Consider the following 14,824-nt stretch of genomic DNA (forward strand, 5'->3'; position numbering starts at 1 on the left):
CGGATGCTTACAGCAGGTCGTACTGCTTGAGTTTCTTGCGCAGGGTGCCGCGGTTCAGCCCCAGCAGCTCGGAGGCCTTGGTCTGGTTGCCCTTCACGTAGTTCATCACGCACTCGAGCAACGGCGCCTCGACTTCCGAGAGCACCAGGTTGTAGACATCAGTGACGGCCGCACCTTCCAGATGAGCGAAGTAGTTGTGCAACGCCTTCTCGACGCTTCCGCGCAGGGTCTGACCCTCTTCGCTCGGCGTATTGAGGTGTTGTTTCAAATTGACGTTGTCGCTCACGGGTGTTGTTCCACTCACTAAAGTCTCAGTCATCATCGTCATGCGGCCACCTCTTCTTCGTTCCCTGCCGGGCGGGATTTATCGCGCTGGGAAAAGAACTCCCGAACGTTGGCGCACTGTGCTTCTGTATCGTCCAAACGGTTGAAAAGGGCGCGAAACTCCCGGGCGCCCGGCAACGTTGCGAGGTACCAGCCGACGTGTTTGCGGGCGATTCGCACGCCCATCACGTCGCCATAGAACGTGTGAAGCGCAGCCAGATGCTCTAGCAGAATGCGTTCCACTTCACCGACGGGCAGGCCCGGAAGTTTTTCCCCGGTCTGCAGGTAGTGTTCTATCTCGCGAAAAATCCATGGGCGCCCCTGGGCGGCCCGGCCAATCAACAGCCCGTCAGCGCCGGTAGCGTCGAGGACGTAGCGGGCCTTTTCCGGTGAATCGATGTCGCCGTTGGCAAACACCGGGATGGACACCGCCTGCTTGATGGCGGCGATGGTGTCGTACTCGGCTTCACCGGTGTAGAGATCGGCACGGGTTCTCCCGTGTACCGCCAGTGCCTGAATGCCGGCTTGCTCGGCGATTCTGGCGACGGTCAGACCGTTCTTGTTCGCCCGGTCCCAGCCGGTGCGAATCTTCAGCGTGACCGGTACCTCGACTGCCGCGACCACCGCGTGCAGGATTTCGGTCACTAACTGTTCATCTTTCAACAGCGCCGAGCCAGCGGCCTTGTTGCAGACCTTTTTTGCCGGGCAACCCATGTTGATGTCGATGATCTGCGCGCCGAGTTCGACGTTGGCGCGTGCTGCATCCGCAAGCATCTGCGGGTCCCCGCCAGCGATCTGTACCGAGCGTGGCTCGGGATCGCCTTCGTGAATCATGCGCAACCGCGACTTGCGGCTGTTCCAGAGGCTCATGTCGCTGGTGACCATTTCCGAAACCACCAGGCCTGCGCCGAGCTGGCGACAGAGTTGTCGGAAGGGCTGGTCGGTGACACCCGCCATCGGGGCGAGAATCAAGCCGTTTTGCAATGTGTAAGGGCCGATGCGTACCGCCGACATAGGGTGACCTGTTGTGGGGCCGAATCACGAGGTCTGGTCCGAAAAGTGCTTCAGCGCCAATTCAGACGGGACCCAGAGTATGAAAAAGGGTGGGCATGATACCCGCTCTCGATGACTGGATAAAGGCTGAATTGGATAAAATCTGAACAGCTCCGTTCTTATCGCGAACGGTTAGGTTTAGGCCGGTATTGTCATAAAAGTGTCGTCGGATTTCGGGCATCCCGTCCCGCGCAGGGTGCTGCATTTCGGTGCGGACAAACCCGCAACGGGCGGTGTTTTACTCCGGCGAACGGAAGCTCAGGCTGTAGTTCGCCGCCTTGGGGCCCGGATCGAGAATGTCCAGTGCGATATGAATCGGCGTCTGCGGCGGCATCTCGTCCTTGCCCGCCAGCTCGCCGCTCAGGTACTCGCCCGGTTTGAATCGACGACTGGCGATCAACTGACCGGTCGCATCGGCAAAGCGTAGTTCGAGCAGCGGGAACGGCTGGGAAAAGGACGCGCGGTTGTAGATGATCGCGTCAACCACCAGCGCACCCTGGAATTCGGGGTGGCTGCGCACGACAAGGTTGCTGCTCTTGAGCAGTTTGATATCGACCTTGGACGGGACCTTGCAGCCGAGTGTCGGGCACAGATCCTGGAAGAGGGGGCGGTACTGATCCTGCCGCGCGAGTTCTTCGAAGTGGTAGGCAACGTATTGCCCGGCCAGCGCGCCCAACGCAATCAGGATCAACAGCATCCACAGCAGGCGCCGACCCCAGCGCGGTTTGGGTTTTTGCCAGGACAACTGCAGCGGATCATCCGTCAGATCGAGCAGCGCCCTGTCCCGCAGACCCGGTTCATTGCGCCCGCCGCGCTTGCCGCCGGCAGCAGCGAGCGGGGCCTCGTCGTCTTCATCATCGTGACGGGCGCTGAGGCGATCCTGATCGTCATGGGTGTCGAGGGCGGAGAAGCGTTCCGACGGCTGATCATCGGGTTCGCCTTGAGGCTGGAGCGAGTGGGGGCGAGCCGATTCGTCGTCCAGGTCGTCCGGGGTCAGCGAGAATGACGGCTCGGTGCGATGACGGTCGTGCGGGTTGATCGGCTCGTCCAGCGGGCCTTCGTCTATCGTGTGGTCGGTATGCTCTTCGCGTTCCTCAAGCACTTCGGCGCGCAGTTCGGGGAGCCGGTCGACATCGTCGTCACTCATGCCGTGGGCCCACGACTCCTGCGCGACGTCAGGCTCGTCACGCCTTGCGCTGAAGGACTCGACTTCGTCGTGATCGAGCGCCTTGCTGACACGACCGAAGGACTCGGGCAGCTGAATCTCGCGCTGTTCGAGACGGGCCAGTTCCACGTCGAGATCGTCCAGGTCCAGGCTGTCCAGATCGACTTCACGCTCTTCACGCTTGACCGGCAGTGGCGCTGGCTGGGTGACAACGAGTGACTGCGACGCGAGAATTTCCGGTTTTTTCTCAACGGATTCAGTATTTGGCACTGAAGTCAGCGGCGCTTCCGGGGGTGTCCCGCCGCGTTGTTCCAGCAGCTGCTTTGCGGCGTTGAACACCTGCAGGCATGAGCCACAGCGCACCATGCCTCGGGCCACGCTCAACTGAGCGTGACTGACGCGGAAACTGGTCTGGCAATGCGGGCACTGAGTGACGAAGCTGTCGGTCATGCGGGTATCCGGGGTTAAAGAGCGCCTGATGGTTGGATCTTAGGGCAACTGGCTGTCAGCGGCGACGACCGGTGATCCGTACCCAGCCTTCGCGGTTGGCAATCGGGTCCAGCTCGAAGGTGTCGGCGTAGGCGGCAGCGACTTCATCGCCTTGCTCGGCAAGGATGCCGGACAGCGCCAGACGGCCGCCGGGCTTGACCAGGCTCGCCAACTGCGGCGCCAGAGAAACCAGCGGGCCGGCGAGGATATTGGCGACCAACACGTCGGCCTGCACCTGGGGCAGGTCTTCAGGCAAGTACAACGGAAATTTCTCGGCCGGGACGTTGTTGCGGCCGGCATTGTCGCGCGAGGCTTCGAGGGCCTGGACGTCGATGTCGGTGCCGACCGCCTGTTCGGCGCCCAACAGCAACGCGGCGATGGCGAGAATGCCGGAACCGCAGCCGAAATCCAGCACATTACAGCCGGCGAGGTCCTGACCGTCGAGCCACTCAAGGCACAGCGCAGTGGTCGGGTGGGTGCCCGTGCCGAACGCCAGGCCCGGGTCGAGCAACAGATTGACTGCGTCGGGTTCCGGCGCGGCGTGCCAGCTCGGCACGATCCACAACCGCTGGCCGAAGCGCATCGGGTTGAAGTTGTCCATCCAGCTGCGTTCCCAATCCTGATCTTCGATCACTTCATGGGTGTGTTCCGGCAGCTCGGCGTCGGTGAGCAATCTCAGGTGAGCGAGCACGTGATCGGCATCGGTGTCGGCTTCGAACAGCGCCAGCAGGTGCGTGTGCGACCACAGCGGCGTGGTGTTCAGCTCTGGCTCGAAGATCGGCTGGTCTTCAGCGTCCATGAACGTCACCGATACGGCGCCGACTTCGAGCAGCGCGTCTTCGTAGGTTTCGGCTTGTTCTGGGCTAATGGCGAGACGGACTTGCAGCCAAGGCATGGCGGGTGACCTTCGAGTTGGAAAATTGAAAGGGGGCCGACGGCCACGAAAGACCGGCAAGTTTACGGGGTTCGCGGGGAAACAACAAAGCGGGTGTCGCAGCGATGCCGGTCCTGCGAAAACCAACAAAGCCGCTCGAGAGCGGCTTTGTTGGTCTGTCGCACTTACTGGCGGATCAATGCTTGTCAGCGGCCAGCTTGTGTTCCAGGTAGTGAATGTTGACGCCGCCTTCGCAGAAGCCTTCATCGCGGGTCAGATCACGGTGCAGCGGGATGTTGGTCTTGATGCCGTCGACCACGATTTCATCCAGGGCGTTACGCATGCGCGCCATGGCTTCATCGCGAGTGGCGCCCCAGGTGATCAGCTTGCCGATCAGTGAGTCGTAGTTGGACGGAACCTTGTAGCCGCTGTACAGGTGCGAATCCACACGCACGCCGTTGCCGCCCGGCGCGTGGAAATGCTTGACCAGGCCCGGACTCGGAACGAAGGTTTTCGGGTCTTCAGCGTTGATCCGGCATTCCAGCGCATGCCCGGTGATGACCACGTCATCCTGGGTGTACGACAGCTTGTTGCCGGCGGCGATGCTGAGCATCTCCTTGACGATGTCGATACCTGTGACCATTTCCGATACCGGGTGCTCTACCTGAACACGGGTGTTCATTTCGATGAAGTAGAAGCGGCCGTTCTCGTACAGGAACTCGAACGTGCCAGCGCCACGGTAGCCGATGTCGATGCACGCTTTGACACAGGCCGCGAACACGTCCTTGCGGGCTTGTTCGTCGATGAAGGGCGCCGGCGCTTCTTCCAGGACCTTCTGGTGACGGCGCTGCAGAGAGCAGTCGCGATCGCCCAGGTGGATCGCGTGGCCCTGACCGTCGGAAATCACCTGAACTTCCACGTGACGTGGGTTGGTCAGGTATTTTTCCAGGTAGACCATCGGGTTGCTGAACCAGGCAGCCGCTTCAGCACGGGTCTGCTTGGCCGCTTCGATCAGGTCTTCTTCCTTGTGCACCACGCGCATGCCGCGACCGCCGCCGCCGCCAGCGGCTTTGATGATCACTGGATAGCCGACTTCACGGCCGATGCGCAGCGCGGTTTCTTCGTCTTCCGGCAACGGGCCGTCGGAACCGGGAACGGTTGGCACCTTGGCAAGCTTCATGGCGTCTTTGGCGGAAACCTTGTCACCCATCAGGCGAATGGTTTCGGCTTTCGGGCCGATGAACGCGAAGCCGGATTTCTCGACCTGTTCGGCAAAGTCTGCGTTTTCCGCGAGGAAACCGTAGCCCGGGTGAATCGCCGTGGCGCCAGTCAGCTCAGCTGCCGAAATAATGGCCGGAATGTTCAGGTACGACAGGTTGGCTGGCGCCGGGCCGATACAGACGGTTTCGTCTGCCAGGCCAAGGTGCATCAGCTCACGGTCTGCCGTGGAATGGACCGCGACGGTCTTGATGCCCAGTTCTTTACAGGCACGCAAGATGCGCAAGGCGATTTCGCCGCGGTTGGCGATCAGGACTTTTTCCAACATCGCAGGCTCTCCCCGGTTCAAACGATGGTGAACAGCGGCTGGTCATACTCAACCGGCTGACCGTTTTCTACCAGGATGGATTCGATCGTGCCGCTGACTTCAGCTTCGATGTGGTTCATCATTTTCATCGCTTCAACGATGCAGATGGTGTCGCCTTTCTTGACGGTCTTGCCGACTTCAACGAACGCTGGCGAGCCAGGCGCCGGGGTGCGGTAGAAGGTGCCGACCATTGGAGATTTGACGACGGTGCCGTTGAGCTTCGGAGCAGAAGGTGCTTCCGCGGCGGCCACTGGCGCTGCAACCGGGGCAGGTGCCGGAGCGGCAACCGGAGCAGGCGCGTAGTACTGCTGTGCTGGAGTCTTGCTGTGACGGCTGATCCGTACGGATTCTTCGCCTTCACGGATTTCCAATTCGTCGATGCCGGACTCTTCCAGCAATTCGATCAGTTTCTTGACTTTACGGATATCCATTAATCATCAACTCCCAAGGGACGGTCAGGGGGATTTGGTAGCCGGTTCCGGCGGTCTGGCTCAGTGCGGGACTGTGCCGTTCACGCTTTCGAACTCTTGGCCAATTGTTCCAGGGCGGCCTCCAGGGCCAGTCGGTAACCGCTGGCGCCAAGGCCGCAGATCACGCCTACAGCAACATCTGAAAAGTAGGAGTGATGGCGGAAAGGTTCGCGCTTGTGCACGTTCGACAGGTGCACTTCGATGAATGGGATGCTCACTCCCAGCAACGCGTCACGTATCGCAACGCTTGTGTGCGTAAAAGCAGCCGGATTGATCAGGATGAAGTCCACGCCTTCATCGCGCGCAGCGTGGATGCGATCGATCAGCTCGTATTCAGCGTTGCTCTGCAGGTACATCAGGTGGTGACCGGCTTCGCGCGCACGCTGTTCCAGATCCTGGTTGATATCGGCCAACGTGACCGAGCCATAGATCCCCGGTTCACGGGTTCCCAGCAGGTTCAGGTTAGGTCCGTGAAGAACCAGAAAAGTCGCCATCGAGTGTTCCTTGTTGTTCGCGTTTTCGACGCTCACGCACAGAGTGAGCCGCTGATGGGCAGCGACTATGCCGGAAAGTACGATGGACTGTCCAGTTACCCACAATATTCAGCACGATGCCCGATGTTCGCGCGAAGTTTGTGACCATGACGCTAAATTTGGTCATTTGCTCTAGAAAGGCGCTCTGCGAAGGCTTCGACGTCGATTTCGCCGACGACACGCACGTTTTCCAGCTCGTTGCCGTTTTTTCCGAAAAACAGCAGCGCTGGAGGGCCAAACAGTTTGTAGCGATCCAGCAAGGCGCGTTGCTCGGCGTTACTGTCGGTCATGTCGAAACGGACCAGCCTGAAAGCGCCTAGCTCACTGGCAATTTTCGGGGCCGGCAGAACTTCGTGCTCGATGACCTTGCAGCTGATGCACCAGTCCGCGTACCAGTCGACCAGGACCGGCTGACCTGCGCTTTTGGACTCCGCAAGAATTCGGTCCAGTTCACTCGCTTGGGTCACCGTCTGCCAGCGGCTGTCGGACTTTGGCTGGGCCCCGCTCGCAATGACTTGAGCCTGACCCAGCGGGCGCATCGGGTCAGTCTGACCACTCAGCGCGCCGTACCAGCACGCGAGGGCGTACACCAGCAGGAACAGACCCAGCAATTGGGCGATGCGGCCTCGGGTGGTCTTTTCGCCCAGCTCCAGCGCACCCAGAAAGACCGCAACGCCGGCTCCTAGCAGCCCGATCAACAGCAACGTGGCTTGCCCCGGAATCACCCGGCTCAGCAAACCGATGGCCAGGGCCAACAACAGCACGCCGATGGCGTTCTTGACCGCAACCAGCCATGGCCCGCTTTTCGGCAGCCACGCCGCGCCACCCGTCGCCACCATCACCAGTGGAGCGCCCATGCCCAGGCCCAAAGCGAACAGCTTCAAAGCTCCGCCCAGCGCATCGCCGCTCGCGCTTATATAAAGCAGTGCGCCGGCCAATGGTGCCGAGACACAAGGCGAGACCAGCAGGCTTGAAACCACGCCCAGAACCGCTGCTCCCCACAAGGATCCGCCCTGGGTATTGCCTGCGATGCGGTCCAGCCGGTCATTGAGCGCGCGGGGCAGGCGCAGCTCGAACGCGCCGAACATGGCGATAGCGAAGAGCGCAAAGAACCCGGCGAACGGCACGAGGACCCATGCCGACTGCAGGCGTGCTTGCAGGTTGAGACTGGCGCCAAACATGCCCATCAGTGCGCCGAGGATGGCGAAGCAGACCGCCATCGGCAGCACGTAGGCCAGGGACAAAGAGAAACCGCGTAGCCCGCCGATCTGCCCCCGCAGGACCACGCCTGAGAGGATCGGCAGCATGGGCAATACGCACGGCGTAAAGGTCAGCCCGACGCCGGCGAGGAAAAACAGCGCCAGTTGTTTCCAGCTGAAGGAGCGTACCGGTTGCTCATTGCCTGATGGCGCCGCAGCAGATGCGTCGGCAGAAGAGCTCGCGCTGCCGCCGATGCTCAGGCGCTCGGTTTCCGGCGGATAGCAGAGCCCTTTGTCCGCGCATCCCTGATAGGTGACGACTAGCGTGAAAGGGCGGTCGTCCCCGGCGTTGCGCGGCAAGTTGACGTCGAGAATGCCGTGATAGACCTCGACGTCGCCAAAGTACTCGTCGTGTTTCTTTTCGCCGTCTGGCAGTTGCGCGGCGCCGAGGCCGATGTCGGCGGGCTCGGTGCGAAATTGAAAGCGATGGCGATACAGGTAGTAGCCTTCGGTGGCGACAAACTGCAACTTGATGGAGTCAGCGGTGGTGTCGCTCAGGTTCAGCTGGAACGCCTGGCGAACCGGCAGGAAGTCCTTGCTGTTGTCGACTGCTGCGCTGCCCAGTGTGGGGCTCGATCTGTTCTCCAGAAAGCTCGCGCCGACAGCGGGGAGGGCACAGATCAGCAGTAGCAGACAAAGCAGGCGGCGCATGGCGGTCTCGCATCACAGAAGTCCGCGCATGATAGCGGAGTGGCTGCGGGCGTGCAGGGAGGGCTTGAGTTCTTCGGTCTGCTTCGGTCTGAAAATGATGTAGGAAACAGCGGTCAAGACGCAGTGGTCAAACAGTGTCCGGCTGGGTGTGTTTGCTCAAGGGCGACACTGCAACGCGCTCCTCGAGCCCATGCACCTGATTGCGGCCAGCCTTTTTTGCGCGGTACAGCGCTTCGTCTGCTTGCGAGGCCATCATCAGCGCATCGTCGTCCTCGGCGATTTCCACCACCCCGGCGCTGAACGTGCAGAACAGATCAACGGGCTGCGCGGGGTAGTGGATTTCGGCGAAGCGCTGGCGGATTTCGTCGAGCACGCCGTGGGCGGCTGCCAGATCTGTGTCCGGCATGACCACCGCGAACTCCTCACCGCCATAGCGACCGATGTAATCGGTCTTGCGCAGGCGTTGCTTGAGGAACAGCGCCAGGCTCTTGATCACACGGTCGCCCATGGGATGGCCGTGGCTGTCGTTGACCTTCTTGAAGTGGTCGATGTCCAGCATGGCGAAGCTCAGCGGCTTGTTCTCCCGCCGCGAGCGGAAGCTGCAATCTTCGAGCAATTGCAGGATGTGCGTGTGGTTGTACAGGCCGGTCAGGCTGTCGCGGACCATGCGCGCTTTTAGGTTGCGCGCCCGCGCCGCGCGATTGCGCACGGTGGTGATCAGGTGGCGGGGCTTGATGGGTTTGGTAAGAAAATCGTCGCCGCCTTCGCTCATCGCATCCAGCTGTTTATCCAGATCGTCCTCAGCCGAGAGGTAGATGATCGGCACGCTGACGTAGCGGTCATTGTGGCGGATCACCTTGGCCAGCTCGGTGCCAGTGCAGCCGGGCATGTACATGTCGAGAATGATCAGGTCAGGCTGAAATTCGGCCAGTTCAGCCATGGTCTTGATCGGGTCGAACAGGGTCCGGGTGACAATTCCGGCGCCGTTGAGCAAGCGCTCGGTGTGTGTGGCCTGGGCGCGCGAATCATCGATGATCAGGACCTTGTACGGTTCGTACTGCGCGACCCGGGTCAGGATTTCGATCTTCTCCAGCAGGCTGGAGGCCTCAAGCGTGCCGGTCAGAAATTCTTCCCCTCCGGCGCGCACGGCCGCAAGGCGTGTGGGGGTGTCCGTCTCGTGATGGCTGAAAAACAGCAGCGGCAGTTTTTGCTCCAGTCCTTCCTGCATTTGAGTGGCGAGCTTCAGGCCCTGGCCCGGGGCGCCGAAGTCGACATCCATGACGACGGCGGCGGGCAAGCGCTCGGCCATGGTCATGTGGAAGGAGTCGACGTTTGCGAGTGACTGCGCGCTCAGGCCGAAGAACTCCAGCTGCTTGGCCAGACGTTCGCCGCGTTCGTGATCCTGAAGCACTATATAGATCGGCTTGCGCAGGGGCGGCAGGGCGGTTTGCTCAAGGCGGTCGCCGTGCCGGAGGCCGGTTCGGGACAGGCGTTGCATCAGGCGATTGAGGTCGGTGATCAAGGCGCTGCTCAAACGGCCTCGGTTGGCCTCGACGTCAAGCAACGCCAGGTTGATCGCGGTCGCCAGTTGCACGTGCTCGGCCTGCTCGAAGCGTTCGGCGAAACGCAGCAGGCGCTGGTTGGCCTCGCTGAGTTCAGCCATGTCCGTTGCCGACCATTCACTTTGCTGCAGGCGTTGCCACACCTCAAGAATCTGACGGGCCTGATGGATAACGCGTTGGGCAAAGTGGTGTTTGAGCCGGTCGCGGCTCGGATCTTCTGCTTCGGTCATGTGCTGACTTCTTTACAGGGGAAACCCCGATATAAATGCTGGCGCTATGCTAGCACTACTTCTCCGGATCAGGATTGCCGCAAGTCATTTTCTCGTCATTTTTGACGGTTTTATCCGTCAAATTTCTATCTTTAAACCCATTTGAGTGTTCGAACCAGTTGGTTCAGTTCAAGGCAGGAAGCGTAGCTGCGGATAGCGGGATAGGAGAATGGATAAGGTGCCTTTGGCCGGGGACGCGCTCGACTCAGCTGCTAAACAATTGCACCTGCCACTACATTCCTGCCAAACGCACCTTGCTGTAAGGTTGCGGTCAGAAGCACTGAATTCCGTGATTGAAAGGACAAGGCCATGCTGGATTGGAAGAAGCGCTCGGGCAGCGCGGGAACTGAACGCGTTGACGAAAAGCCGATGGGCAAGGCGCCTCGGGGTTCTCGGGGGTATTGGGGCGGCCTGTTGTTCAGTCGTGCCGTCGGGGCCGTGGTGGGTATTTATCTGGTGGTCACCGTGGTGCTCGGCATCTGGTGGAGCAGCGAACCGCCACTGTTTCCGGTCCAGCAGCAAGCCCAGGCCGCCGCACAAAGTGAAGGCAAGCAGATGGTGTTGGGCTACACCACCGTCGAAACCCTGAAGACCGTCGCGTCCACTTTGCTGGATAAGCCGGGCGGTTACATTTCCAACGATCGTTCGCCGCCCGGCCTGTGGATGGACAACATGCCGAGCTGGGAGTACGGCGTGCTGGTCCAGGTGCGCGACCTGAGCCGCGCACTGCGCAAGGACTTCGCCCGCTCGCAGTCGCAGTCCGCCGAAGACGGCGATCTGGCGCGCGCCGAGCCACTGTTCAACTTCGACAATAAAAGCTGGGTGCTGCCTTCGAGCGAGTCTCAATACCGCGACGGCATCGCTGCGTTGAGCCGCTACCAGGCGCGCCTGTCTGACCCCAATCAAAAGGGCGCGCTTTTTTACACCCGCGCCGACAACCTGAATAACTGGTTGGGCGACGTGGGTACGCGACTGGGCTCTCTGTCCCAGCGACTGTCCGCCAGCGTCGGTCGGGTCAAGCTGAACAGCACCCTGAAAACCGAGGCGCAGTCCACGGTCACGGTCAAACCGGGCGAAGTGCCGCAGGTTGACGAAGAAATCGTTGAAACCCCATGGATGCAGATCGACAACGTCTTCTATGAAGCACGCGGTCAGGCTTGGGCGCTGTCGCACCTGCTGCGTGCGATCGAAGTCGACTTCGCCGATGTGCTGGCGAAGAAGAATGCAACCGTCAGCGTGCGTCAGATCATTCGTGAACTGGAAGCCTCGCAAGAGCCGATCTGGAGCCCGATGATCCTCAACGGCAGCCCTTTCGGTATCTTCGCCAACCACTCGCTGGTCATGGCCAACTACCTGTCCCGTGCCAACGCGGCGGTGATTGACCTGCGCCAGTTGCTGTCCCAAGGCTGATCGATGAGCGTTTCCGATCAAGAGGCCGCCCACCGTGCGGCCTCCGACGCCGAGCTGATTGCCTGGGTTGATCGTCACGATCAATCCCTTGGCGCGCTGCCCCGGGCAGAGCTGCGTGAGCGCGGTCTCATCGGACGCGGCACCTATATCCTTCTGTTCAACTCGGCCGGTGAGCTGTGTGTGCATCGACGCACGCTGAGCAAGGCGATCTATCCCGGGTATTGGGATGTGGCGGCGGGCGGCATGGTACAGGCCGATGAAAGCTACGAGCTTTCGGCAGCGCGCGAGCTGGAGGAAGAGTTGGGCGTCTCTGGCGTGCCGCTTACCCCTCACGAACGTTTCTTCTTCGATCAGCCGGATAACCGACTGTGGTGCGCGGTGTTCTCTGCAGTCTGGGACGGACCGCTGAAACTGCAGCCGGAAGAAGTGCTGGAAGCGCGCTTTCTCAGCATTGATCAGGTGCTGCGCGAAACCACCGAAAAGCCTTACTGCCCGGACTCGCTGGCCGCCTTCAGGCGCTATTTGGAAGGCGTCGCAAAAGTCCCGTAAATTGGCGCATATTTGCTCTTAGCATCGGCGCCTTTTGCCGTTACACTGCGCGACTTTTCACGCCGGACCGTTCTTTCGATCCGGTAGCGCTGCCCCTGCCTGAGTGGGGCTTCGCGGTCGGTTCCCGCCGGCCAGACTTCGCTCCTCAACAAGAGGATTGCCGGTGGCCAAAAAAGCCGCATCCTTCGCCGCCCTCGGTGGCCTGGTATTTTCAACCAACGCCGGTCGGCATTGTCCCGGCTGCCGTCAGCCCGTCGACGCCTGTACCTGCAAAAGCACGCTCATCCCGGAAGGTGATGGTATCGCCCGCGTGCGCCGCGAAAGCAAAGGCCGGGGCGGCAAGACTGTCACGACCATCACCGGCGTTCCGCTGGCCGAAGACGCGCTCAAGGACCTGGCAAAGACCCTCAAGCAACGGTGTGGAACCGGCGGCGCGCTGAAGGATGGCGTGATCGAGATCCAGGGTGACCACGTCGAAACGCTGTTGGCCGAGTTGGTCAAGCAGGGTTTCAAGGCGAAGAAGTCGGGCGGTTGAGCCGTCTGTTTCGAGCCCGTTGATTTAGTCGTCGGTCTGGCCGCATTCATCCATGCAAACTCTGCTGCGCAATGCGGGTCTATTGCCCCACAGCGAGCAGGCGCCAAACCGTCATTTCCACGCTCTACACTGCGCCCAGCCGATCAGGCCGGGGCTTTATGACTTTTCTATAGGGGACTTTGATGTCCGTACGACGCACACGCAAAGACGATGGCAGCCAATGGACCGTGGCAGACAGCCGCAGTGTCTACGGGATCCGTCATTGGGGGGCCGGTTATTTCGCAATCAACGAAGCCGGTCGCGTTGAAGTTCGCCCCAACGGGCCGACCAGCTCGCCCATCGATCTTTACGAGCAGGTCGATCAGCTGCGCAAGAGCGGCTTGTCCCTGCCACTGCTGGTGCGTTTCCCTGACATTCTGCAGGACCGCGTGCGTCAGTTGACTGGTGCGTTCGACGAGAACATCGCCCGCCTGGAATACCAGAGCAAGTACACCGCGCTGTACCCGATCAAGGTCAACCAGCAGGAAGCGGTGGTGGAAAACATCATCGCCACGCAAAACGTGTCCATCGGCCTCGAAGCCGGCTCCAAGCCTGAGCTGATGGCCGTGCTGGCCTTGGCGCCGAAGGGCGGCACCATCGTCTGCAACGGCTACAAGGACCGCGAGTTCATTCGTCTGGCCTTGATGGGTCAGAAGCTGGGCCACAACGTCTTTATCGTCATCGAGAAAGAGTCCGAAGTCGAACTGGTCATCGAAGAAGCCGCCGAGCTGAAGGTCGCGCCGCAAGTAGGTCTGCGTGTGCGCCTGTCGTCCCTGGCGTCGAGCAAGTGGGCCGACACCGGTGGCGAAAAGTCCAAGTTCGGGCTGTCCGCCGCGCAGTTGCTGTCGGTCGTCGACCGCTTCACCAAGGCCGGCCTCGATCAGGGCATTCGTCTGCTGCACTTTCACATGGGCTCGCAGATCGCCAACCTGGCGGACTACCAGCACGGTTTCAAGGAAGCGATTCGTTACTACGGCGAGCTGCGCAACCTCGGCCTGCCGGTGGACCACATCGACGTGGGCGGCGGTCTGGGTGTCGACTACGACGGCACGCACTCGCGCAACGCCAGCTCGATCAACTACGACATGGACGATTACGCCGGTGTCGTGGTCGGGATGCTCAAGGAATTCTGCGACGCGCAGGGCCTGCCGCATCCGCATATTTTCTCGGAAAGCGGCCGCTCGCTGACCGCGCACCACGCCATGCTGGTGATCCAGGTCACCGACGTCGAGCGTCACAACGACGAAGTGCCTGAAATCACCGACAAGGAAAGCCTGCCGGAAACCCTGCAGTGGTTGATCGATCTGCTCGGCCCGACCGACATCGAAATGGTCACCGAGACCTACTGGCGCGCCACGCACTACATGAGTGACATCGCGTCGCAGTACTCCGACGGCAAGATCACCCTGGCGCAGAAGGCTTTGGGCGAGCAGTGCTATTTCGCGGTGTGCCGTCGTTTGCACAACTCGCTGAAAGCCCGCCAGCGTTCCCATCGTCAGGTGCTCGACGAACTCAACGACAAGCTGGCCGACAAGTACATCTGCAACTTCTCGGTGTTCCAGAGCCTGCCGGACACCTGGGCGATCGATCAGGTGCTGCCGATCATTCCGCTGCATCGTCTGGACGAAGAGCCACTGCGTCGCGCCGTGCTGCAAGACCTGACCTGCGACTCCGACGGCAAGATCAACCAGTACGTCGACGAGCAGAGCATCGAGACCAGCCTGCCGGTGCACTCATTGAACGAGGGTGAGGACTACTTGCTGGGCGTGTTCCTGGTCGGCGCGTATCAGGAAATTCTCGGGGACATGCACAACCTGTTCGGTGACACCGATTCGGTGAACATCTACCAGAACCAGGATGGCAGCGCGTATTCGGCCGGGATCGAAACCCACGACACCATCGAAGACATGCTGCGTTACGTGCACTTGTCGCCGGAAGAACTGATGACCCATTACCGGGACAAAGTCGCCAGCGCCAAGATCACCCCGCGCGAGCGCACCCAGTTTCTGGATGCCTTGCGTCTAGGCCTGACGCGGTCGTCCTACCTGTCGTCGTAA

13 protein-coding genes are annotated in these 14,824 nt (G+C 60.9%); 4 read left to right on the plus strand and 9 right to left on the minus strand.

Translation table 11 applies throughout. The features are described from left to right. Positions 1 to 7: 7 nt before the first annotated feature. The 9 genes from fis to AC07VF_RS11560 all read right to left on the minus strand — a co-directional run bounded on the left by fis (position 8) and on the right by AC07VF_RS11560 (position 10,195). Positions 8 to 328 carry a DNA-binding transcriptional regulator Fis gene (gene fis, locus AC07VF_RS11520; RefSeq protein WP_007907419.1) on the minus strand — a complete coding sequence of 107 codons (321 nt, stop codon included), beginning with the start codon at positions 326 to 328 and terminating at the stop codon, positions 8 to 10. Then, complete coding sequence (gene dusB, locus AC07VF_RS11525; protein ID WP_122533752.1) at positions 325 to 1,338, minus strand: tRNA dihydrouridine synthase DusB; 1,014 nt, start codon at positions 1,336 to 1,338, stop codon at positions 325 to 327. The genes fis and dusB overlap by 4 nt, the downstream gene beginning before the upstream one ends. A 277-nt stretch (positions 1,339 to 1,615) precedes the next feature. Next, positions 1,616 to 2,992 (minus strand): DUF3426 domain-containing protein, encoded by a 1,377-nt coding sequence (locus tag AC07VF_RS11530; RefSeq protein WP_495008491.1) that lies wholly within the window; start codon positions 2,990 to 2,992, stop codon positions 1,616 to 1,618. A gap of 55 nt (positions 2,993 to 3,047) precedes the next feature. Next, positions 3,048 to 3,926 carry a 50S ribosomal protein L11 methyltransferase gene (gene prmA / locus AC07VF_RS11535; RefSeq protein WP_192173436.1) on the minus strand — a complete coding sequence of 293 codons (879 nt, stop codon included), beginning with the start codon at positions 3,924 to 3,926 and terminating at the stop codon, positions 3,048 to 3,050. A 175-nt stretch (positions 3,927 to 4,101) separates the two neighbouring features. Further along, the gene (gene accC, locus AC07VF_RS11540; protein WP_192173435.1) at positions 4,102 to 5,451 is read right to left on the minus strand and encodes an acetyl-CoA carboxylase biotin carboxylase subunit; all 1,350 of its coding nucleotides are present in this window, start codon (positions 5,449 to 5,451) and stop codon (positions 4,102 to 4,104) included. Positions 5,452 to 5,468: 17 nt separating this feature from the next. Beyond that, a complete protein-coding gene (accB, locus tag AC07VF_RS11545) occupies positions 5,469 to 5,921 on the minus strand; it encodes an acetyl-CoA carboxylase biotin carboxyl carrier protein (RefSeq protein ID WP_346626798.1) in 453 nt (150 codons plus the stop codon). Between the two features lie 80 nt (positions 5,922 to 6,001). After that, a complete protein-coding gene (gene aroQ, locus AC07VF_RS11550; RefSeq protein ID WP_192173433.1) occupies positions 6,002 to 6,454 on the minus strand; it encodes a type II 3-dehydroquinate dehydratase in 453 nt (150 codons plus the stop codon). 152 nt (positions 6,455 to 6,606) lie between these two features. Next, positions 6,607 to 8,403 (minus strand): protein-disulfide reductase DsbD, encoded by a 1,797-nt coding sequence (locus tag AC07VF_RS11555; RefSeq protein ID WP_495008490.1) that lies wholly within the window; start codon positions 8,401 to 8,403, stop codon positions 6,607 to 6,609. 127 nt (positions 8,404 to 8,530) lie between these two features. Continuing rightward, the gene (locus AC07VF_RS11560) at positions 8,531 to 10,195 is read right to left on the minus strand and encodes a GGDEF domain-containing response regulator (protein WP_495008489.1); all 1,665 of its coding nucleotides are present in this window, start codon (positions 10,193 to 10,195) and stop codon (positions 8,531 to 8,533) included. Positions 10,196 to 10,543: 348 nt separating this feature from the next. Between AC07VF_RS11560 and AC07VF_RS11565 the strand changes: the two genes are divergently transcribed. The 4 genes from AC07VF_RS11565 to speA all read left to right on the plus strand — a co-directional run bounded on the left by AC07VF_RS11565 (position 10,544) and on the right by speA (position 14,824). Continuing rightward, positions 10,544 to 11,644, plus strand: coding sequence for a DUF2333 family protein (locus tag AC07VF_RS11565; RefSeq protein ID WP_192173430.1), 1,101 nt, complete (start codon positions 10,544 to 10,546; stop codon positions 11,642 to 11,644). A gap of 3 nt (positions 11,645 to 11,647) precedes the next feature. Continuing rightward, the gene (locus tag AC07VF_RS11570) at positions 11,648 to 12,193 is read left to right on the plus strand and encodes an NUDIX hydrolase (RefSeq protein ID WP_192173429.1); all 546 of its coding nucleotides are present in this window, start codon (positions 11,648 to 11,650) and stop codon (positions 12,191 to 12,193) included. 163 nt (positions 12,194 to 12,356) lie between these two features. Further along, positions 12,357 to 12,728 (plus strand): translation initiation factor Sui1, encoded by a 372-nt coding sequence (locus tag AC07VF_RS11575; protein WP_495008488.1) that lies wholly within the window; start codon positions 12,357 to 12,359, stop codon positions 12,726 to 12,728. Between the two features lie 182 nt (positions 12,729 to 12,910). Next, positions 12,911 to 14,824, plus strand: coding sequence for an arginine decarboxylase (gene speA, locus AC07VF_RS11580; RefSeq protein ID WP_074890462.1), 1,914 nt, complete (start codon positions 12,911 to 12,913; stop codon positions 14,822 to 14,824).

The sequence above is a fragment of the Pseudomonas sp. GW821-FHT02H06 genome (assembly GCF_059421525.1).